This is a genomic window from Methylobacterium pseudosasicola (genome assembly GCF_900114535.1).
GTDB classification, from domain to species: domain Bacteria; phylum Pseudomonadota; class Alphaproteobacteria; order Rhizobiales; family Beijerinckiaceae; genus Methylobacterium; species Methylobacterium pseudosasicola.
The window spans coordinates 42,488-62,646 of record NZ_FOTK01000037.1; the positions used below are offsets into that span (position 1 = coordinate 42,488).

General features: G+C 69.2%; 22 protein-coding genes and 1 rRNA gene. 12 read left to right on the forward strand and 11 right to left on the reverse strand.

Going from position 1 to position 20,159, the window contains the following annotated elements; translation table 11 throughout:
- Positions 1–196: 196 nt before the first annotated feature.
- A complete protein-coding gene (locus tag BM228_RS26050; RefSeq protein WP_092045127.1) occupies positions 197–1,519 on the reverse strand; it encodes an AmpG family muropeptide MFS transporter in 1,323 nt (440 codons plus the stop codon).
- A 66-nt stretch (positions 1,520–1,585) separates the two neighbouring features.
- The gene (mfd, locus tag BM228_RS26055; protein ID WP_092045129.1) at positions 1,586–5,206 is read right to left on the reverse strand and encodes a transcription-repair coupling factor; all 3,621 of its coding nucleotides are present in this window, start codon (positions 5,204–5,206) and stop codon (positions 1,586–1,588) included.
- A 141-nt stretch (positions 5,207–5,347) separates the two neighbouring features.
- Here mfd and BM228_RS26060 point away from each other — a divergent pair, with 141 nt between their 5' ends.
- Together BM228_RS26060 and BM228_RS26065 are read left to right on the forward strand one after the other, a co-directional pair.
- Positions 5,348–5,623 carry a BrnT family toxin gene (locus BM228_RS26060; protein WP_092045131.1) on the forward strand — a complete coding sequence of 92 codons (276 nt, stop codon included), beginning with the start codon at positions 5,348–5,350 and terminating at the stop codon, positions 5,621–5,623.
- The gene (locus BM228_RS26065; RefSeq protein ID WP_092045132.1) at positions 5,610–5,954 is read left to right on the forward strand and encodes a BrnA antitoxin family protein; all 345 of its coding nucleotides are present in this window, start codon (positions 5,610–5,612) and stop codon (positions 5,952–5,954) included. Before BM228_RS26060 ends, BM228_RS26065 begins: the two co-directional genes overlap by 14 nt.
- A gap of 9 nt (positions 5,955–5,963) precedes the next feature.
- Here BM228_RS26065 and BM228_RS26070 read toward each other — a convergent pair whose 3' ends face one another.
- Both BM228_RS26070 and BM228_RS26075 read right to left on the reverse strand, forming a co-directional pair.
- A complete protein-coding gene (locus tag BM228_RS26070) occupies positions 5,964–6,194 on the reverse strand; it encodes a hypothetical protein (protein WP_092045134.1) in 231 nt (76 codons plus the stop codon).
- A gap of 15 nt (positions 6,195–6,209) precedes the next feature.
- Positions 6,210–6,506, reverse strand: coding sequence for an FAD assembly factor SdhE (locus BM228_RS26075; protein ID WP_007559114.1), 297 nt, complete (start codon positions 6,504–6,506; stop codon positions 6,210–6,212).
- A gap of 195 nt (positions 6,507–6,701) precedes the next feature.
- Between BM228_RS26075 and BM228_RS26080 the strand changes: the two genes are divergently transcribed.
- The 3 genes from BM228_RS26080 to BM228_RS26090 all read left to right on the forward strand — a co-directional run bounded on the left by BM228_RS26080 (position 6,702) and on the right by BM228_RS26090 (position 8,606).
- A complete protein-coding gene (locus BM228_RS26080; protein WP_092045135.1) occupies positions 6,702–7,679 on the forward strand; it encodes a quinone oxidoreductase family protein in 978 nt (325 codons plus the stop codon).
- Between the two features lie 4 nt (positions 7,680–7,683).
- On the forward strand, positions 7,684–8,310 hold the full coding sequence (gene pncA, locus BM228_RS26085; RefSeq protein ID WP_092045137.1) for a bifunctional nicotinamidase/pyrazinamidase: 627 nt from the start codon (positions 7,684–7,686) through the stop codon (positions 8,308–8,310).
- Between the two features lie 95 nt (positions 8,311–8,405).
- Positions 8,406–8,606, forward strand: a complete 201-nt coding sequence (locus BM228_RS26090; protein WP_007559109.1) for a hypothetical protein — start codon at positions 8,406–8,408, stop codon at positions 8,604–8,606.
- A 24-nt stretch (positions 8,607–8,630) separates the two neighbouring features.
- Here the strand turns inward: BM228_RS26090 and BM228_RS26095 are convergent, their stop codons facing one another.
- The 3 genes from BM228_RS26095 to rimO form a co-directional block, all read right to left on the reverse strand.
- Positions 8,631–8,864, reverse strand: a complete 234-nt coding sequence (locus BM228_RS26095; protein ID WP_092045138.1) for a hypothetical protein — start codon at positions 8,862–8,864, stop codon at positions 8,631–8,633.
- A 141-nt stretch (positions 8,865–9,005) separates the two neighbouring features.
- Complete coding sequence (gene dinB, locus BM228_RS26100) at positions 9,006–10,088, reverse strand: DNA polymerase IV (RefSeq protein WP_092045140.1); 1,083 nt, start codon at positions 10,086–10,088, stop codon at positions 9,006–9,008.
- Positions 10,089–10,206: 118 nt separating this feature from the next.
- Positions 10,207–11,559 carry a 30S ribosomal protein S12 methylthiotransferase RimO gene (gene rimO, locus BM228_RS26105; protein WP_092045141.1) on the reverse strand — a complete coding sequence of 451 codons (1,353 nt, stop codon included), beginning with the start codon at positions 11,557–11,559 and terminating at the stop codon, positions 10,207–10,209.
- Between the two features lie 380 nt (positions 11,560–11,939).
- Between rimO and pabB the strand changes: the two genes are divergently transcribed.
- From pabB to BM228_RS26130, 5 genes are all read left to right on the forward strand, one after another.
- Positions 11,940–13,331 carry an aminodeoxychorismate synthase component I gene (gene pabB / locus BM228_RS26110; protein ID WP_167367830.1) on the forward strand — a complete coding sequence of 464 codons (1,392 nt, stop codon included), beginning with the start codon at positions 11,940–11,942 and terminating at the stop codon, positions 13,329–13,331.
- A complete protein-coding gene (locus BM228_RS26115; protein WP_092045143.1) occupies positions 13,328–13,954 on the forward strand; it encodes an anthranilate synthase component II in 627 nt (208 codons plus the stop codon). The genes pabB and BM228_RS26115 overlap by 4 nt, the downstream gene beginning before the upstream one ends.
- Positions 13,941–14,804: an aminotransferase class IV gene (locus tag BM228_RS26120; RefSeq protein WP_092045144.1), complete on the forward strand. Its 864-nt coding sequence runs from the start codon at positions 13,941–13,943 to the stop codon at positions 14,802–14,804. Before BM228_RS26115 ends, BM228_RS26120 begins: the two co-directional genes overlap by 14 nt.
- Complete coding sequence (locus tag BM228_RS26125) at positions 14,801–15,214, forward strand: DoxX family protein (protein WP_092045146.1); 414 nt, start codon at positions 14,801–14,803, stop codon at positions 15,212–15,214. The genes BM228_RS26120 and BM228_RS26125 overlap by 4 nt, the downstream gene beginning before the upstream one ends.
- A 221-nt stretch (positions 15,215–15,435) precedes the next feature.
- On the forward strand, positions 15,436–15,624 hold the full coding sequence (locus BM228_RS26130; protein ID WP_092045147.1) for a hypothetical protein: 189 nt from the start codon (positions 15,436–15,438) through the stop codon (positions 15,622–15,624).
- Positions 15,625–15,769: 145 nt separating this feature from the next.
- Here BM228_RS26130 and attM read toward each other — a convergent pair whose 3' ends face one another.
- Positions 15,770–16,561 (reverse strand): AttM family quorum-quenching N-acyl homoserine lactonase, encoded by a 792-nt coding sequence (gene attM / locus BM228_RS26135; RefSeq protein WP_167367831.1) that lies wholly within the window; start codon positions 16,559–16,561, stop codon positions 15,770–15,772.
- A gap of 416 nt (positions 16,562–16,977) precedes the next feature.
- Here attM and BM228_RS26140 point away from each other — a divergent pair, with 416 nt between their 5' ends.
- A complete protein-coding gene (locus tag BM228_RS26140) occupies positions 16,978–17,520 on the forward strand; it encodes a YciE/YciF ferroxidase family protein (protein WP_092045150.1) in 543 nt (180 codons plus the stop codon).
- Positions 17,521–17,627: 107 nt separating this feature from the next.
- Here the strand turns inward: BM228_RS26140 and BM228_RS26145 are convergent, their stop codons facing one another.
- The 3 genes from BM228_RS26145 to BM228_RS26155 all read right to left on the reverse strand — a co-directional run bounded on the left by BM228_RS26145 (position 17,628) and on the right by BM228_RS26155 (position 19,184).
- Positions 17,628–17,957 carry a hypothetical protein gene (locus BM228_RS26145; protein ID WP_092045152.1) on the reverse strand — a complete coding sequence of 110 codons (330 nt, stop codon included), beginning with the start codon at positions 17,955–17,957 and terminating at the stop codon, positions 17,628–17,630.
- Positions 17,958–18,033: 76 nt separating this feature from the next.
- Positions 18,034–18,903 carry a nucleoside triphosphate pyrophosphohydrolase gene (mazG, locus tag BM228_RS26150; RefSeq protein WP_092045153.1) on the reverse strand — a complete coding sequence of 290 codons (870 nt, stop codon included), beginning with the start codon at positions 18,901–18,903 and terminating at the stop codon, positions 18,034–18,036.
- Positions 18,904–18,950: 47 nt separating this feature from the next.
- Positions 18,951–19,184 (reverse strand): hypothetical protein, encoded by a 234-nt coding sequence (locus BM228_RS26155; protein WP_092045155.1) that lies wholly within the window; start codon positions 19,182–19,184, stop codon positions 18,951–18,953.
- Between the two features lie 655 nt (positions 19,185–19,839).
- Here BM228_RS26155 and BM228_RS26160 point away from each other — a divergent pair.
- Positions 19,840–20,159 (forward strand): 16S ribosomal RNA (locus tag BM228_RS26160); the annotation flags it as partial.

Consider the following 20,159-nt stretch of genomic DNA (forward strand, 5'->3'; position numbering starts at 1 on the left):
GCACGTGGCCTGGGTTGCCCGTCTGGGGAGGACATCAACCGTCCAGCCCATTAGGCATCCCCATGGTTAATCTTGGCTAAAGAGCCGGCCCCGTCCGGCGGACCGACATGGAACACCCGTCGAAGGGGGGCGGAACACCAGAGTATCGCTCCGAAAATCGGTCGCCGTCGCCCCGAAGACTGACGCGGCCGACACCTTATCCGGCCGGCGCCTCCATGGGCCCGTGGCGGCGCGCCACCAGCACGCAGAGCAGCGCCACCGGCACGCCGATCAGGGAGGTGCCGACGAAGAACCACGTGAACCCGGTCTGCTCGATGACGAAGCCCGAGAACCCGGCGAGGATGCTGCCGGGCAGGGCGCAGAGCGAGGTCAGCAGGGCGTATTGGCTGGCCGCGTGCTCGGTGGCCGCGAGGCGGGACATGTAGGTGATCAGCACGATCGACGCGAAGGCGTAGGCGAAGCCGTCGATCCCCACCGTGACCGCGAAGGTCCAGAACGCCGCCCCACCATGGCCGCCGTGCCAGGCGAGGTAGGCCAACGCCAGATGCGATGCGGAGGCCACCACGGTGCCGATCAGCAGGCTCGCCATCATGCCGATCCGCGGGATGATGGCGCTCGCGAGAAACGTCCCGCCCAGGGTGATCCAGAAGCCGAACAGCTTGGTCACCGTGGCGATGTCGGTGTTGGTGTAGCCCAAAGTCTTGAACAGCGGGATCGCCATGGCGTTCGAGACGTAGCCGGGCATCCGAAAGCCCGCCACCAGCGCCAGGACCGGCACCGCCAGGGGCCCGAGCCGGGCGAGCAGGTCGCGGATCGGCGCCCAGACGGTCTCGACGAAGCCGGCAGCCGGGGGCGCCGTGGCGGCGGGGGGTTCGGGCGCCAGCAGCGCCGCCACCGTGCCGGGGGCGAGGAGCACGGCCATGCACAGATAGGCGGCGCGCCAGCCATAGGCATCCGACAGGTAGAGGGCGCCGGCCCCGGCCGCGAGGTTGCCGATCCGGAAGCCGATCTCGGCCCAGGACGACATCAGCGCCTGCCGCTCCGGGGGTGCCGCGGTGATGCGCCAGCCGTCGATCACCACGTCCTGGGTCGCACCCGCCACCCCGAGCGCCAGCGAGAAGGCCACCGTCCAGGCGAGCCAGTTCGCCGGATCGCCGAAGGCCACCCCGGCCAGCGCCAGCGCCACCAGGATCTGCGAGGCCACGATCCAGCCCCGCCGCCGCCCGAGCCAGCGCCCGAGCAGCGGCGCGTCGTACCGGTCGAGGAAGGGCGCCCAGAGGAACTTGAGCTTGTACGCGATGGTCAGCTCGCTCATCAGCCCGATCGTCGCGAGCGGCACCTTGGCCTGGACCAGCCAGGCGGATTGCGTCGCGTAGACGAGCAGGAACGGGATGCCCTGCGCGAAGCCCAACCCCAGCATCGCCACGACCCGCCGGTCGGTGAACAGGGGCGTCAGGAAGGCGTGGTTTTCGGATCGTTCTGAGGCTGACGCGCCGGTGGCCTGCGCCGGGTTTGCCATCTGCGCGTCTCCCTGGAAGTTACGAGGCCGGGCACCTAAACGGCACCCGACCCTGAAACAGAACCCTCACGCCGCCGTCTTCACCCGCTCGGCGATCTTCACCAAGCTGCGCAGCACCTCGGTGGCGGTCTTGAGCCGGGCCGGGATCGTGGTCAGCTCGCGCACGAACACGACGCTCATGTCGGGCCGCACCTTGGCGAAGGAGGCCTGCTCGGCCACGAACGCCACCAGCCCCTGCGGGTTGGCGTAGGACTTGTCGCGGAAGTGGACGACCACGCCCTTCGGGCCGGCCTCGACCTTCTCGACATTGGCCTTGAGGCACAGGATCTTGATCGTGCCGATCTTGAGGAGCTGCTCCACCTCCGGCGGCAGCGGCCCGAACCGGTCGATCATCTCGGCCCCGAAACTCTCCATCTCGGCATCGTCCTGGATGGTGGCGAGCCGCCGGTAGAGCGACAGCCGCGCCCCGAGATCCTCGACATAAGTCTCCGGGATGGTCACGGGGGCGCCGAGCGCGATGGTCGGCGACCACGCCTCCTCGGGCAGGTCCTCGATGCCGGCCTTGAGCGCCGTCACCGCGTCCTCCAGCATCTGCTGGTAGAGCTCGTAGCCGACCTCCTTGATGTGGCCGGACTGGGCGTCGCCCAAGAGGTTGCCGGCGCCGCGGATGTCGAGGTCGTGGCTGGCGAGCTGGAAGCCGGCGCCCAGGGTATCGAGGGTCTGCAGCACCTTGAGCCGCTGCTCGGCCTGGGTCGTGAGCTGGCGGTTGGCCGGGGTCGTGAACAGCGCGTAGGCCCGGGCCTTCGAGCGGCCGACCCGCCCGCGCAGCTGGTAGAGCTGGGCCAGGCCGAACATGTCGGCCCGGTGCACGATCAGCGTGTTGGCGGTGGGGATGTCGAGGCCGGATTCGACGATGGTGGTGGAGAGCAGCACGTCGAACTTGCCCTCGTAGAACGCGGTCATCACGTCCTCGAGCTGGCCCGCCGCCATCTGGCCGTGGGCGATCGCGACCTTGATCTCCGGCATCTCGGCGTCGAGGAATTTCTTGACCTCGGCCAGATCTTCGATCCTGGGCACGACGTAGAACGACTGGCCGCCGCGGTAGCGCTCGCGCAGCAGCGCTTCCCGGATGGTCAGCGGGTCGAACGGCGTCACGAAGGTGCGCACCACCAGCCGGTCCACCGGGGGCGTGGCGATGATCGAGAGCTCGCGCACGCCGGTCATGGCGAGCTGGAGCGTGCGCGGGATCGGGGTCGCCGAGAGCGTCAGCACGTGGACATCCGCCTGGAGCGCCTTCAGCCGCTCCTTGTGGGCGACGCCGAAATGCTGCTCCTCGTCGACGATGATCAGGCCGAGATCCTTGAACGCGATGTTCTTGGCCAGGAGCGCGTGGGTGCCGACCACGATGTCGACGGTGCCGTCGGCGAGACCGGCGCGGGTTTGCTTCATGTCGCCGGCCGAGACGAACCGGGAGAGCTGGGCCACCTGAATCGGCAGGCCCTTGAACCGCTCGGCGAAAGTCCGAAAATGCTGGCGGGCCAGCAGGGTGGTCGGCACGATCACCGCCACCTGCTTGCCGGCGATCGCCGCCGCGAAGGCGCCGCGCAGTGCCACCTCGGTCTTGCCGAAGCCGACATCGCCGCAGACCAGCCGGTCCATTGGCCGGCCGGCATTGAGGTCGTCCAGCACCGCGTCGATGGCGTTGGCCTGGTCCTCGGTCTCCTCGAACGGGAAGCGGGCGGCGAACTCGCCGTAGAGGCCCTCGGGCGCCTTGAGCACCGGGGCCTTCCGGACGAAGCGCTGGGCCGCGACCTTGATCAGCTCGCCCGCCATCTCGAGGATGCGGCGCTTCATCTTGGCCTTGCGGGCCTGCCAGGCGCCGCCGCCGAGCCGGTCGAGGGCGACCTCCGAATCCTCCGAGCCGTACCGGGTCAGGAGCTCGATATTCTCCACCGGCAGCAGCAGCAGGCCGCCGGTATAGCTCAGCTCCAGGCAATCGTGCGGGGCGCCGGCGGCGTGGATCGTCTTGAGGCCGGAGAACCGGCCGATGCCGTGGTCGGCATGGACCACGAGGTCGCCGGGCTGGAGCGCCTGCACCTCCAGGATCACATCCTGGGGCCGCTTGGCCTTGCGCTTCTGGCGCACCAGCCGGTCGCCCAGGATGTCGCCCTCGGAGACGACGGCGAGTTCGCCCACCGTGAAGCCCGCCTCCAGGCCCCAGACCGCCACGGCGGAATCGGCGCCGCGCTTGAGCGCGTAGACGTCCGACAGGCGGGTGATCGCCACGGGCTTCTTCAGGCCGTGGTCGGTGAGCACGCCGCAGAGCCGGTCGCGGGAGCCGTCGGACCAGGATCCCAGGATCACGTGATGCCCGGATCCCTGGAGATCGCGGATATGGGCCACCGCCGCGTCGAACACGCTGGCGCTCTCGTTGGCGCGCTCCGGGGCGAAGTTCCGTCCGGCCTTGGCGCCGCAATCGATGACGGCGCGCTCGGGGGAATCCGGCTGCGCGAACGGGGTCAGCCGCGCCACGGTGGCGGTGGCGATCCGCTCCTTCAGCTCGTTCGGGGTCAGGTAGAGGGCGCGCGGCGGCAGCGGCTTGTAGGGGGCGACGCCGGCCTGCGGCGTCTTCATCGCCCCCTCGCGGGCCTGGTAGTAATCCTGCACGAGGCTGATCCGCTCGGCGGCGGCGTCCTCGACCTGCGGGTCGAACACCAGGGGCACGCCGCCGAGATAGTCGAACAGCGTGTCGAGGTGATCGTAGAACAGCGGCATCCAGTGCTCGAGGCCGGCATAGCGGCGGCCCTCGCTCACGGTCTCGTAGAGCCGGTCGTCCCGGGTCGCGGCGCCGAAGCTCTGGATGTAGCCCTGGCGGAAGCGCCGGATCGTCTCGGTGGTGAGCTGGACCTCGCTCATCGGCATCAGGTCGAGCGAGCGCAGCTGGCCGGTGGTGCGCTGGGTCTCCGGGTCGAAGGCGCGGATCGATTCGAGGGTGTCGCCGAAGAAATCGAGGCGGATCGGCGCCGGCAGGCCGGGGGGCGACAGGTCGAGGATGCCGCCGCGCACGGCGTACTCGCCCGTATCCCGCACCGTCCCGGTGCGCAGGAAGCCGTTGGCCTCGACCCAGGCGACCACGTCGTCCATCGCCACGACGTTGCCGATCGCGGCCGAGAACGCCTCCTTGGCGATGTGGCCCCGGGGCGGCACCCGCTGCACCAGGGCGTTGACCGTGGTGCAGAGGATGCGTGGGCGATCCTCGGCAGAGCGGGTCCGGGCGAGACGGGCCAAAGCCGTCATCCGGGCGGCGGCCGTAGCCGTGGTCGGCGAGACCCGGTCGTAGGGCTGGCAGTCCCAGGCCGGCAGGTTCATCACGTCCATCTCGGGCGCGACGAAGCCGAGCGCCGACTGGAACGCCGCCGAGCGCCCGGAATCACGCGCCACGTGGACCAGCACCGCCGGGGCGTCGACGGTGGGCGCCAGGGCGCGGGCGAGATCGGCCACCGCCAGGGCGTCGAACCCCTCCGGGGCGTTCGCCAGGACCGGGCTGTCGCCGCGCTTCAGGGCCTCGAGCACCTGCGCGAGCGCGGAGGATTTCGGCAGCGCGAAGCGCGCGACCTGCGGCTTGGCAACCGGCTTGGCAGCGGGGGCAGGGGGCTTCGGGGAGGACTTCGGCTGGGGCTTGGCCATCGGGTCTTTCGCGGGGAGTCCCGCCGGGCACAGGGAGGGCTGACGCGGGCCGGCGTTAGCCCATTGAGCCGTCGTGATAAAGCATCCCGGCGGCGGCGTTGGGGTGGCTGACGGTGCCCTATATGGCGGCTACGCTCCAGCATGGAACGCGTGTTCAAGTGCGATTCGGGGAAGCAGGCGCTCTTGCCGGAGGCGCGGCACTTCGACCTGTTGGATATGGCCGAGGTTTTCGCCGACGATGCGCGGCTCGATCTGCTGGACGATCGGCACGATTACGGCGAGGAACGCCACGTGACCATCGGCCCGGCGCTGGGCGGTATTTTCACCGTCGTCTACACTATGCGCGGACCGGTCACGTGGCTCATCACCGCTTGGCCCGCGAACAGGAAGGAGCGCGCACGCTATGGCGAACGCTGACACGATCACGTTCACGCGCCTGGCGGATGGAACGCTGCTGCAACGCCATCCCGATGGCGCGTTCAGGCCAGTGGTTGCCCAAAGCGACCGCGCGAAACTCGCGGCCCTGACAGACGAGGAGATCGAGCGCATGAGCGCGTGCGACCCCGATCATCCCGGGCTCGACGATGCCTTCTGGGAACGGACGGCACGGCCCCCCGCTCAGGAGGCAGTCTCGATCACGCTCGACAGTGACGTACTGCAGTACTTCCGAAAAGCCGGCCGCGGTTATCAGGCCCGGATCAATACCGTGCTGCGGCACCATATGCAGGCGGCCGGGAAGGGGCGCTGAGCCCCAATCCTACGCGTCGGGCCCGACGATCTCGGCCAGCGCCGCCTCGACCCGCCCGCGAAAAAAGTCGGCGTTGGGCATGCCCTCGGTCATCGCGGCGGCCCGGCCGGTGGCCTGCCGCAGGATCTCGGAGCGCAGCGCCGGGTCGCTGCGCTCCATCATCTCCAGCATGATGCGGACCACGAGCTCGGTGGCGATCGATCGGGCGGGATGGTCGTAGGTGGGCTTGGGTTCGTCCATCGCGGGCTTTCGCTCTCAGGAATGAATCGGCGCGTCGTGCCGGTGGAACGCCCGCACGCGCCGCCAGACCGACGTGTCGTAGTTCGACGGCGTCTCGGCCTCGCCGGTGAGCCACTTGAACAGGTCGCGGTCCGGCACCTCGATCAGCGCCTCGAACTGGTCGAGCTCCGCCTCCGACAGGGTCCCGATCTCGGCATCGGCGAAGCGGCCCATGATCAGGTCCATCTCCCGGATGCCCCGGTGCCAGGACCGGTAGAGGAGGCGGCGGCGGCGCGGATCGAGATCGGCGCTGGTGCGGGTGGTGCCGGACATTGTTTGGGACTTCCGGTCGGGGAGAGACGGGTGGACGGAGAAGATAGGCGGCGGGGCGCCCTGGATCCAGGATCCTGATCCGAACCAAGCCGCAACCGAAGGGCGAACGACAAAAAGAAATTGCCTCCGGCGACCGCTCCGTTATCTCGGATCCGCGACGTCCCGGCGCAACGGGGCTTGAGCGGGAGTACGACGATGCCGAAGGCGATCCGGGTCTACGAGTACGGCGGCCCCGAGGTGATGCGGTTCGAGGACGTGCCCCTGGCCGAGCCCGGCCCCGGGCAGATCCGGGTCCGCCAAGCCGCCATCGGCGTCAACTTCATCGACATCTACTTCCGCACCGGCGCCTACAAGTCGCCGCACCTGCCCTACACCCCGGGTAAGGAGGGCGCCGGCACCGTCTCGGCGGTGGGCGAGGGGGTGACGCAGTTCAAGCCCGGCGACCGGGTCGCCTACGGCTCGGTGCCGGATGGCTGCTACGCCGAGGAGGCGGTGATCCCGGCCGCCGCGGCGGTCCCGATCCCCGACGGCGTCGACGAGAAGACCGCCGCCGCCATGATGCTCAAGGGTCTGACCGTCGAGTACCTGCTGCACCGGACCTACGCGGTGAAGCCCGGCGACACGATCCTGTGGCAGGCCGCCGCCGGCGGCGTCGGCCTGATCGCCTGCCAATGGGCCAAGCATCTCGGCGCCACGGTGATCGGCACCGCCGGCAGCCCCGAGAAGGCGGCGCTGGCCAAACAGAACGGCTGCGATCACGTCATCCTCTACCGCGAGGAGGATGTCGCCAAGCGGGTGCGCGAGTTGACCGACGGCAAGGGCGTGCCTGTCGTCTATGACGGCGTCGGGCAGGCGACCCTGATGGGCTCCCTCGACAGCCTCGCGCCGCTCGGCCTGCTGGCGAGCTTCGGCTCGGCGTCGGGTGCGATCACCGGGCTCGACCTGGGGCTCCTCGCCCCGCGCGGCTCGCTCTACGTGACTCGACCGACGCTGGCGACCTTCTCGTCCAACCGCGCCACCCTGGAGGAGGCGGCCGCCCGCCTGTTCAAGGTGGTCGGCGACGGCGCCGTGAAGATCGCCGTCAACGCGACCTACCCGCTCGCCGAGGCGCAGCAGGTGCACCGGGACCTGGCCGGCCGGGAGACCACCGGCTCGATCGTGATGCTGCCTTAGCGTCATGACGCCAGGCCCTGCCGACCTGCTCCTCGTCATCGACGTGCAGGTCGATTTCCTGCCGGGCGGGGCCCTCCCCGTCCCGGACGGCGACGCCGTGGTGGAGCCGGTCAACGCGCTCCAGTACCGCTTCCGGCACGTGGTGCTGATGCAGGACTGGCATCCGGCCGACCACGTCTCCTTCGCCGACACCCATCCGGGGCGTGCCCCGTTCGAGACCGTGGCGCTGCCCTACGGGCCGCAGGTGCTGTGGCCCCGGCACTGCGTCCAGGGCAGCCCGGGGGCGGGTTTCGCGCCGGGGCTGGCCACCGACCGGGCGAGCCTGGTGGTCCGCAAGGGCCTGGATCCCCGGGTCGACAGCTACTCGGCCTTCTTGGAGGCCGACCGCACCACCCGCACCGGGCTCGCCGGGGCGCTCGCCGAGCGCGGCATCACCCGCGTCGTCCTGTGCGGGCTCGCCACCGATTTCTGCGTGCTCTGGAGCGCGCTCGACGCCCGCGCGGCGGGCTTCGACGTGTGGGTGGCGGCGGATGCGGTGCGGGGGATCGACCTCAACGGGTCGGTCGCCGACGCGTGGTCCCGGATGGAGGCGGCCGGCGTGCGCCGGATCGAATCGGCCGCGATCGCCTGACGGCCCCCGGGAGGCGAACTGCCGCATGCCGGTCGGGCGACCGCCCGGGGCCCGACGCGTTGGCCCGGCTCCGAGACCCGATCAGGAGTCAGGCGATGTCATCCAAGCACCCGAAGACCGAGACCCCGACCGATGCCGATCTCAAGGGCAATCCCGGAATCGGCACGTCCAAGGGCATGAGCGGCGCCGACCCCGAAGACTTGGAGGCCGATTCGACCTTCGAGGGCGACGTCGAGAACGAGACCAAGCCGGACGGCGGCATCGACCCGAACCACCGCCCGCGCAAGAACGCCTGATACGAAATCCCGGGCCGATCCGCGTCAGCGGGCGCGGATCGGCGCCTTCGGCCGCTGCGGCGCGGCGGCCGGCCCGTCGACGAAGCCGAAGCCGGGGCTGCCCGACGACACGTAGAGTTGCGCGGGGCTCGCGGTGTAGCCCCGCAAGAGGGCCGCGTTGGCGGCGCTGAAGCCGGTGGTGCTGTCGGCGCGGGTGGCGCCCGCCGGGACGCTCAGCAGTAGAGCGGCGGCCAGGGTTAACGAGATGGGCTTCGACATGGGGCGGATCCTTCGGTTCGTGCGGTGTCCGGGCAATCCCGGGCCACACCGGATGGCTCCTATCTGTGGTTGATGAGTCGCACCCGACGTGTGGCGCCGCACAAGTCACGCGGCAGCGCAGCATGGGACCGTCGCGACGGATCAGAGCCCCAGCCCCAGTTGCAGCGGCTCTTCCTTCTCCCCTTGCTCGAAGCCCGAGAGCGCGATTCCGATCAGCCGGGCGCTGCGCCGGAGGGGGAACAGGCCGGAGAGCAGATCCAGGCCGATCCGCTCCAGGGCGACCCGGTCGGCCACCGGAGCGGAGAGCGACCTTGCCCGGGTGACTTGGGCAAAATCGGAAAATTTGAGCTTCAGGGTCACGGTCCGGGCGCGCATCCCCTTGGCGTCGGCCCCGGCCCAGACCTTGTCGAACAGGGGCGCGAGCCGCGCCGCCAGGATATCGTAGGCGGCGGTGTCCTCCGAAAAGGTGGTCTCCGCCCCGATCGACTTGCGCACCCGGTGGGCGCGCACCGGCCGCTCGTCGAACCCGCGGGCGACCGCGTGGTAATAGGCCCCGGCCGACCCGAAGGTCTCGCGCAGGCGCTCCAGATCCCATGCGCGCAGATCGGCCCCGGTCTCGATGCCGAGCCGCTTCATCTTCGCCTCGGTGACCGGGCCGACCCCATGGAACCGGCCGATCGGCAGGGCGGCGACGAAATCCGGCCCCATGGATGGGGTGATGACGAACAGCGCGTCGGGCTTCCGGTAGTCGGAGGCGACCTTGGCCAAAAACTTGTTGTACGAGACCCCCGCCGAGGCGACGAGGCCGGTACGCTCCAGGATCTCGGCCCGGATCGCCTTGGCGACGGCGGTCGCGGTCGGCAGGCCCAGAAGATTCTCGGTGACGTCGAGATAGGCCTCGTCCAGGGCCACCGGCTCGATCACCGGCGTGTGCCGGGCGAACACCGCCCGGATCTCCTCGGAGACGGCCCGGTAGACCTCGAAGCGCGGCTTCACGAACAGCAGATCCGGACAGAGCCGCCGGGCGGTGGCCGACGGCATGGCCGAGCGCACGCCGAACCGCCGCGCCTCGTAGCTCGCGGCCATCACCACGCCGCGCTCCCGGGAGCCGCCAACGGCCAGCGGCAGCCCGCGCAAGGACGGTTCATCCCGCTCCTCCACGGAGGCATAGAACGCGTCCATGTCGATATGGATGATTTTTCGGAGGGCGACCTCCGGATCCATCGCCGCCTCGGGGGCTCGGCTTAAGTTCCTGATATGTTCCTAAGAATCAGGATCGGCTGCCCGGGTCAACCGATCCGGCAACGCAGCGCACAGGGGATCGGGCGAAGTCCCAAAAAAATCAGGTCACGCTGCCGTAGAGGTCGTAGGCCTCGGCCCGGTCGACCTTCACGGTGACGATCTCGCCGGGCCGCACCGGGCGCCGGAAGGCGGCGTGGACGGTGCCGTCGATCTCCGGGGCGTCGGCCTTGGACCGGCCCTTGGCGATCCCGCCATCGACGGAATCGACGATCATGGCCAGCCGCTTGCCGACCTTGGCTCGCTGGAGCCGGAGCGAGATCGCGTTCTGCGTCTCCATGAACCGGCGCTTGCGTTCGGCCTTCAGCTCCGGCGGCACGAGGTCGCCCAGCGCGTTGGCGGTGGCGCCGGCCACCGGCTCGTATTCGAAGCAACCGACGCGATCGAGCTTGGCCTCCTGCAGCCAGGCCAGCAGCTCCTCGAACTCGGCTTCGGTCTCACCCGGGAAGCCGACGATGAAGGTCGAGCGGATCGCGAGATCCGGGCAGGTCTGCCGCCAGCTGCGGATCCGGTCGAGCTGGCGCTCCTGGTTGCCGGGCCGGCGCATGCGCTTGAGCACGGAGGGGCTTGCGTGCTGGAGCGGCATGTCGAGATAGGGAAGCACTTTGCCCTCGGCCATCAGCGGGATGACCTCGTCCACGTGCGGGTAGGGGTAGACGTAGTGCAGCCGCACCCAGGCCCCGAGCTCGCCGAGCTCTTTGGTCAGGTCGTAGAATTTCGCCCGCACGCTCCGGTCGCGCCACGGGCTCTCACTGTAGCGGACATCGACGCCGTAGGCGCTGGTATCCTGCGAGACGACCAGCAACTCCTTCACGCCGGCTTTGACCAGTTTTTCCGCCTCGCGCAGCACGTCGCCGGCCGGGCGGCTGACGAGGTTCCCGCGCAAGGACGGGATGATGCAGAAGCTGCAGCGGTTGCTGCACCCTTCCGAGATCTTCAGGTAGGCGTAATGGCGCGGGGTGAGCTTGATCCCCTGCGGCGGCACCAGATCGAGGAACGGGTCGTGGGCCGGGGGCACCGCCTCGTGGACCGCCGCCACCACGGATTCGTAGGCCTGCGGCCCGGTGACCGCGAGCAGGTCCGGATATTTTTCGCGGATCTCCTCGGGCTGCGCGCCCATGCAGCCGGTGACGATCACCCGGCCGTTCTCGGCCATGGCCTCGCCGATCGCCGAGAGCGATTCCGCCTTCGCCGAATCCAGGAACCCGCAGGTGTTGACGATCACCACATCCGCCCCGTCATGGCGGCGGGCCAGCTCGTAGCCCTCGGCGCGCAGATGCGTGAGGATCCGCTCGGAATCGACCAGCGCCTTGGGGCAGCCCAGCGACACGAACGAGATCTTTGGGGCGGCCCCGGGGGTAGCTCCCTGAGGTGCGGGCGTGGCGGTTGCGGTCATGGTGGCATTCGGAAGACGGGGCGGACGCCACCCTCGCGTGCGGCCGGTGGATCAGGTCGCACGGAGCGCGAGGAGTGGCGTTCGGGATCGCGCCCCTATAGCGGTTCTAACGCGCTCGCGCGAGACCGGCCGCCGCAGGGGTGACCGGCCCAAGGCGAGAGGCTGGCGCCAAGATCGAAGCTTGGCTGTTTGCAGGGCTTTGCCGGCGGCTCCTGAGATCCCACATCAGGATCTGCCGGCCTTCTCCCAAGCCCGGGACGGGTCCCGACCGCCCTTGATGGGCGCGGCCTTGCGCGGAACTGCCGCTTTCCCCGCGGCATCGCCTGTGCGACGGCAGCGCGCGGGGCGCGTGCCCTCAGGACATCAGCCCGAACCCGGTCATGTGGACCCAAGAGATCTGGACCCGAGAGATCCCCTTCATCGATCCCGTCGCGGCGGCCGCCCGGCTGCGGCCCCTGCCGGATCTCGCCTTCCTCGACAGCGCCATGCGGCACGACGCGCTGGGGCGGCACTCGATCGTGGCCGCCGATCCGTTCGCGCGCTTCCGCTTCCGGGACGGGCGCGCGACGCTGGACGGACGCCCGGTCCCGGGCGGGCCGTTCGCGGCCTTGCGGGCCTGCCTGGCGCCCTACCGGGTCGAGCCGGATCCGGACAATCCATTCCCGGGTGGCGCCATCGGCTACCTCGCCTACGATCTCGGGGCGCAGCTCGAGCGGGTCGCGGCCCCTTCCCGGCGGGCGGGGCTGACCGACGATAGCGCGTTCAATCTCTACGACACGGTGCTGGTGATCGATCACGCCGCTGGCACCGCCCGGTTGGTCGCCACGGGATTTCCCGAGACCGAGCCGGCAGCCCGGCAGGCACGGGCCGAGGCGCGGCTCGCCGCCTTCGCCGACCGGCTCGGGGCGGAGACGGCACCAGTAGACTCGCCACGTCAACTCATAAAAAAACTCGCGTGGCGCTCGAACTTCGACCGGCAAAGCTATGAGCAAGCTGTCGAAAAGGTCCGTGCCTATATCCGGGCCGGCGACATCTACCAGGCCAACATCGCCCAGCGCTTCAGCGCCGACCTGCCGGCGGGCTTCGACCCGTTCGCGCTCTATCGGCGCCTGCGCGCCACCAACCCGGCGACCTTCGGGGCCTATCTAGAGTTGGAGGGGCTGAGCATCGCCTCGTCCTCGCCCGAGCGCTTCATCCGGCTCGACGGCCGCCACGTCGAGACCCGGCCGATCAAGGGCACCGCCCGCCGGCTCGACGACCCGGCGGCCGACCGGGCTGCCGCCGAGGCGCTCCTGGCCTCGGTCAAGGAGCGGGCCGAGAACGTCATGATCGTCGACCTGCTGCGCAACGACCTGTCCCGGGTCTGCAAGCCGGGCAGCGTCGCCGTGCCGACCCTGTGCGGGCTGGAGACCTACGCCAACGTCCACCATCTCGTTTCCGTGGTGACCGGGACGTTGCGCGACGGGCTCGACGCCCTCGACCTCCTGGAGGGGACGTTCCCCGGGGGCTCGATCACCGGGGCCCCGAAAATCCGCGCCATGGACATCATCACCGAGATCGAGGGCGATGCCCGGGAGCTCTATTGCGGCGCCATCGGCCGGATCGGCTTCGACGGCGCGCTCGACACCTCGATCGCGATCCGCACCGTGTTCATGGACGACCGGCAAGCCGTGCTTCAGGCCGGCGGCGGCGTAACCCTGCTGTCGGAGCCTGGCCCGGAATACGACGAGACCCTGGCCAAGGCCGCCCGGGTGTTCGAGGCCTTCGCATGATCCTCGTTCTCGACAATTACGACTCCTTCGTCTTCAACGTCGTCCGCTACTTGGAGGAGCTGGGCGAGGAAGTCCGGGTCGTGCGCAGCGACGCGCTCGACGTCGCCGGCATCCGGGCGCTGGCCCCGGACGCCCTGGTGGTATCGCCGGGTCCCTGCACCCCCGCGGAGGCCGGGATCTCCCTACCGGCGATCCGCGACCTGTCCGGCCAGATGCCGATCCTCGGGGTCTGCCTCGGCCATCAGGCGATCGGCGCGGCCTTCGGCGGCACGGTCGAGCGGGCACAGCGCCCCCTGCACGGTCAGGCGACCCCGATCGACCACCGGGGCGAGCGGCTGTTCTCCGGACTTCCGGCTCCGATGCCGGTCGGGCGCTACCACTCCCTGGTGGTCACCCCCGGACCCGACATGGACAAGCACCTCTCGGTCGACGCGGTCTCGCAGGAGGGCGAGGTGATGGCGCTCTCGCACCGGACCCACCCGACCTACGGCATCCAGTTCCACCCGGAATCGGTTCTGACCGAGGGCGGCCACGCCCTGTTCGCCAATTTTTTAGGCCTCGCCCGCGCCTGGCGGGACAAGCACGATCACCAATCGACAGGGCGCACAGATGCTGTGGCGTGACGGGACGATCGTCCCCGGGACGCAGGCGCCCCTGGACCACACCGATCGCGGCCTGACGCTCGGCGATGGCCTGTTCGACACGGCGCTGACGCTCGGCGGCCGGGTGGCTTTCGAGGAGGCGCATATCGCCCGGCTCGTCGCCGGGGCGGAGACCCTCGGGATCCCCGCCGAGGCGGAGAGGATCCGTACGGCCATGCGGGCGCTGGCCGGTCAGGGAAGAGGGGACGCCGACCGGCTGGCGATCCGCACCACCCTCACCCGGGGCACCGGCCCGCGCGGGCTGAAGCCGCCGCCGGATCCGCATCCAACCCTGTTCGCCACCGCGGCGCCGAGCGCGAAGAGCGCGGCCTTCGCGCCCCTGCGGCTGTGGCCGACCGGGATCGCCCGCAACGACACCTCGCCCGCCGCCCGGCTGAAGACGCTCGGCTATCTCGACGCGGTGCTGGCCGCCCGGGAGGCCGCCGCGTCGGGCTTCGACGAATCCCTGTTCTGCAACACGCGGGGCCGCGTCGCCTGCGCGGGCACCGGCAATGTCTTCGCGCTGTTCGGCGACCGGCTGGTCACGCCGCCGCTGGCCGACGGCGTGCTCGCCGGGATCGTGCGCGCGGAGGTGCTGGGGCTGGCCGGGGCGTGCGGATTGCGCGCGGATGAGGCCTCGCTGCCCCTAGCCGATTGGCTCGGCGCGGAGGCCGTGTTCGTCACGAACTCCCTGCGGCTCCTCGCCCCCGTGACCGCGATCGGCGCCACCGCCTTCGCCAGCCTGGAACACCCGGCCGTGGCCCGGCTGATGACGGCGCTCCGGACCGCGGTGGCCCGCGCCTGCGGGGTTACGGAAGACCGGGTCGGATGACTGGGCCGGACGCCGAAACCTGGCGGCGCCGGCTGCGCTACGCCCTGGCCCTGATCTATGCCGACATCGGGATCGTCCACCTTGTGGCTGCGGACGCGATGCTGCCACTGATGCCGGATTGGGTGCCGGCACCGCGCTTGGTGATCCTGGCCACCGGCCTGTGCGAGATCGCCGGGGCGATCGGCCTCCTGACCCGGTCGCTGCGCCGGGCGGCCGCGATCGGGCTCGCCCTCTACGCGGTCTGCGTCTACCCGGCCAACCTCAAGCACGCTTTTGAGGCCGTCCATGTCGACGGCATCCCGGATTCCTGGTGGTATCACGGCCCGAGGCTGGCGTTTCAGCCGGTCTTCGTCTGGGCGGCGCTCTGGGCCGGCGGCCTGATCGACTGGCCGTTCGGCCGGAAGACCTGAGGCGCGAGCCGGTCGATCGCCCCGCCGCTCCGGCATTCGCGCAGGCCGCGACGGGACGGCGGCCGCAGCGTCCAGCAACCCCTCAGAAACCGTGATCACAGGATCACGGGAACGCAGGATCCCGGCAGGCTTTGATCCTGGGATCATCGGCGATAGACTGTGCTGCGGTCGCCGCACGCGCTGGAACATCGCGTCGCCCGGCCCCGATACGAGCACAGTGCATGACGAAGCGCCGCGCTGCCGGCCGAACGACCCCCATCGCCGACACGCTGCCGGAGCGCGCCGAGGTCGAGCGCGCCATCGAGGCCGTCCTCGATCGCCTGCGGCCCAAACCGGCCGGCTCAAACGCTGCCCGAGCCCTGGAGACCAAGGCCGCCCGGAAGCCCGGCCTCAACCGGAAGGACGATTGAGCGGCCGGACGCAGCCGAGCGCACCATCCTGTCCCGAAGGACGGCGACCGCCGTTCGAGAGAAGGGTTTAGAGCGCGCGCCATCGAAGCGGATACCGGTTCGGCGGCGAGCGCGTCCCATCAAGGCCTTGGAGTCGGGCCCGGCCCTAAGCGTAGAAGGCGGGGGCTTTCTTGAACATCGGCCACGCGTCCGGATCGTGACCGGTCACGACCTCGGCGCCCGTCTTGTTGGCTATACCGTGCAGCTTCTGGACCGAGCGGACGCTATCGACAGCCGAGGCCAGAAAGCCCGGCAGCGCCTTCTGATTCCAGTGATCGAGCGTATAGGCCGCGTCGATCGTGAGCAGAACGGGTCTTGAAGACGGCAACCGCACCAGAAACGATTGATGCCCAGGGGCGTGCCCCGGCGTAAACACCGTCGTGAGCGTGCCGTCCCCGTAGATGTCATGATAGTCGTCAGCCGCCCCGTTCAGGAACTGCCATTTGAGATTGGGCCGGTCGAAATCGGCACGGATATAGCCGTCCCGGGCGAACCAATCCGGCGTGAACGCATACTCGTATTCCGATCGCTGGACGATGTGCGTGGCGTTCGGGAAGCGGCCGATGGCGCCCGTGTGATCGAGGTGCAGATGGGACTGAAGGACGTAGCGAACGTCCTCCGGATCGATCCCGAGGCGGCGGAGCTGGTCAACGCAGCCGTCCTCCTTCCTGAGCACGGGATAGTAGACGTCAGCGATGCGCCCCCAATAGGCGTGGGGATTTTCGGCAACTTCCACCGCGTTGCCGCCATCGATGATGGTATGTCCGGCTGGATGCGTGATGAGAAAGAACGGCACCGGGATTTCATAATCCGCGCCGTCGCCCTGGTTCATCTTGATGTTGTGAACCTTGCATTTCAGAGACCCGGACTGGAGCATGTATAGTTTTATATCGCTCATTTCCTCCCCCGTGATTCGATGATGTATGCTCTATAAATCTCCCAGATACGATCGATTTGCGATCAATTTCGCACCATAGATCGATATTTGCATACTCAGATCTTGCTCTCAGGGGCAATAAATCTGATGTTTGGAGTGTAACGCGAAGCATTTGTCGACTTCAAGCGCATCGGCCGACGTTCGTCACAGAGCAGAAGCGTCCTTCGCACGGCAGCCCGGCGACATTCTTCGGAGCTGATCCGGGCGTCTTGCCCCCGGGCCGAGCGAGCACCAGGGCGCGGCCCATGCCGAGCAGCCCCGGTCGAAAGGTTCCTCCACAGATCGAAGATATCGCCCGGACCCGTCCGGCCCGGCCGGCGTTCCCCGTCCGGAAGCCGCGTTCGCGAACGCGGCCCGTATCGGAGACAGATCGCCCCATGGCCAAGCCGAAGACGCTGCACGACGCCTTCTACGAGACCCTGAAGGACGTCTATTACGCCGAGAAGCAGTCCGTGAAGGCGCTCAAGAAGTCCGCCAAGGCGGCCGAGCACCCGGAACTGCGCCAGGCCTTCGAGACCCATGCCGAGGAGAGCGCCCAGCAGGTCGAGCGCCTGACCCAGGTGTTCGAGATCATCGGCAAGCCCGCCCGCGCCAAGACCTGCGAGGCGATGCAGGGCATCACCTCCGAGATGGAGGAGGATCTGGAGGATTTCGCCGACAGCCCCGCCGCCGACGCGGTGCTGGCCGCCTGCGCTCAGGCGGTGGAGCATTACGAGATCGCCCGCTACGGCACCCTGAAGACCTGGGCCCGCCAGCTCGGCCACGACGAGGCTGCCAAGCTGCTCGACGAGACCCTGCAGGAGGAGAAGAAGACCGACGCGCTGCTCTCCAAGATCGCCGAGACGATCAACACTGAGGGCACCCCGGCGGACGACGATGCGGAGGCCCCGAAGACCAAGAGCGCGAAGAAGGCGGCCTGAACGCGGCTGCGGCGGAGGAGGGGAGGCCGCTCCTCCGCCGGCTTGGAAATCCGGGATCCCGAAAGGCTCAGCCCTTTGGCGGGGTCCGGGGCGGAGCCCCTAAAAACTCAGTTCGCCTTCTCGATGGCGCTGAGCGGCGTCCAGTAGCAGCGATCCTGCCCGCTCGTGGGCGCGAGGCACCCGTAGGTCATCGTCCGGGTCTCGAGCCGGACCTCCTCGCCGAGCTTCCAAGACCGGCACTCGCCGGTCGCGAGGCTGCCCTTCAGGAGCTGTCCGAACCCGGATTCGTCGCCGGCCATGACCAGCTTGAACAGGCGGTCGGTGACCTCCTGGGTATGGCAGCCGAACCGTTCCTTGACGATCGTTTCGGCTTGGGCATCCCGGGGCAGGGATACGATCACGGCAAGGGCGGCGAGGGCGGGCAGGATGAGGCGCATGGCCCAAGGATAAGCGCCGGTCGTCGCCTGTCGACCCCTCGAACCCAGCGCGGCCTGCGGGCGAAAGCCGCGCCTGCTACGCCGTCTCGTCCCGCTTCGCCGCCTGCCAGGCGGCCTCCATGGCGGCGAGATCGGACCGGCCGAGTTCCCCGCCCGCGGCCTTCAGATGCGCCGCCATGGCGGCGAAGCGGCGCTCGAACTTGGCGGTGCCGTCGCGCAGGGCGGTCTCGGGATCGATCCCGGCATGCCGGGCAAGGTTGGCCACCGAGAACAGCAGATCACCGATCTCTTCCGACAGGGCCTGCGGGTCCCCGGCCTCCAGCGCCTCGGCGACCTCGTCGGTCTCCTCCCGGACCTTGTCGATCACCTGGGCGGCGTTGCCCCAGTCGAATCCGTAGGCGGCCGCCCGCCGGGAGATTTTTTCGGCCCGGGCCAAAGCCGGCAGGGCCTGGGCGACGCCGCCCAGGGGATCCGGCGCGGCGGCGCCGGGATCCCGGGCCGCCCGCTCCTGCGCCTTGATCGCCGCCCATTGCGCCTCGACCTGGGCCGGGTCGCGCAGGGCCGAACCCGCGGGGAGGGGGGTTCCGTCCGGCGCGAACACGTGCGGGTGGCGGCGGACCAGCTTGTCGCCGATCGCCCGGGCCACGTCGTCGAAGGCGAAAGCGCCCTCCTCCTCGGCGATGCGGGCGTGGAACACCACCTGGAGCAGCAGGTCGCCGAGTTCGTCGCGCAGGTCGTCCCGGTCGCCCCGGGTCACCGCGTCGGCGACCTCGTAGGCTTCCTCGATCGTGTAGGGCACGATGGTCGAAAAGGTCTGCTGGACATCCCAGGCGCAGCCGCGATCGGGATCACGCAGATCCGCCATCAGGCGCAGGAGCCTGCGCAGGGAGGCCGGCTCGCCGGGCGTCGCGGCCTCGGGCCGGCGTGAATCGCGTGCGTCGCTCATGCCCGGGGGTTAGAGCAGGACGCCAGATAAGGAAATCCGGCCGGGCGTTAGACGCGGGCGTCGCGCTCGCGCACCTGCTCGGCCTGCAGCTCGCTGAGATAGCCGGTCAGCCGACCGGTGACCGCCGGGTCGGCGCACTGGACCCAGAGCGGCGCCGGCAGCGCCCGCGTGGGCAGTCGAAGCAGGAAGGCCTCGGCCGAGAGGGCCGCTTCCCGCTCGGAATTGGCGGCCAGCAGCCGGGCTCCCGCCTGCGTGCCGATCAGGATCGCGATCGTGGCCATGGGCTCCCTCATCCTGGAGGCCCAACGACGCGAGCGGCCTTCGCGTTGCCTCGGCCGGGGAGGGCGCCGATGCCGCGGACCGCCTCCCCGGGCGGCAACCCCTTGCGAAACGACGGATCGATCCCATTTCTGTCCTCGGTATCGACGCTGGACCAACCGGGTCGGTGCCTCCCTCGATCCTCGCCGCAAGCCTGTCCCTCTCCGCCCAGCGGAGCGTGGGCGCGCCCGAGCGACATGCAGGAGGAGGCACCGGGGTCGTCAGACCCCACCCGCTGGTCCCGTTTCGATGCCGGCAAAAAGCCGGTTGACAGCAGAATGCGGGGCGTCCTATACGGCGCCTCCCGACGCGGTGCCCAAGCAAAGGCGAGCCGCCCGGACGGACTTTCTGAAGATCTCAGTAGCACTTGACCGGAACATTCCGGTGGTTTACTGGTCTCTTCAAGGCGCTGACCAAGGTCAGTTCCGCTCTTTGACAAGTGAATACGAGAAAGAGAAGCGTGGACGGCGCTTGTCCTTGCGGACCCGGTGAAAGCCGGGTCATCAAGAGGATGCGAGCTGTCATACGCTTTTTGGAAGCTCACACTGTTCGGGCGGAAACGCCCGGACGAATGTGAGCCTCTGTCAAGATGTAGTGATCAGCTTTGATCAATCTCTTCAACGTGAGAGTTTGATCCTGGCTCAGAGCGAACGCTGGCGGCAGGCTTAACACATGCAAGTCGAGCGGGCACTTTCGGGTGTCAGCGGCGGACGGGTGAGTAACGCGTGGGAACGTGCCCTCTGGTTCGGAATAACTCAGGGAAACTTGAGCTAATACCGGATACGCCCTTTTGGGGAAAGGCTTGCTGCCGGAGGATCGGCCCGCGTCTGATTAGCTAGTTGGTGAGGTAACGGCTCACCAAGGCGACGATCAGTAGCTGGTCTGAGAGGATGATCAGCCACACTGGGACTGAGACACGGCCCAGACTCCTACGGGAG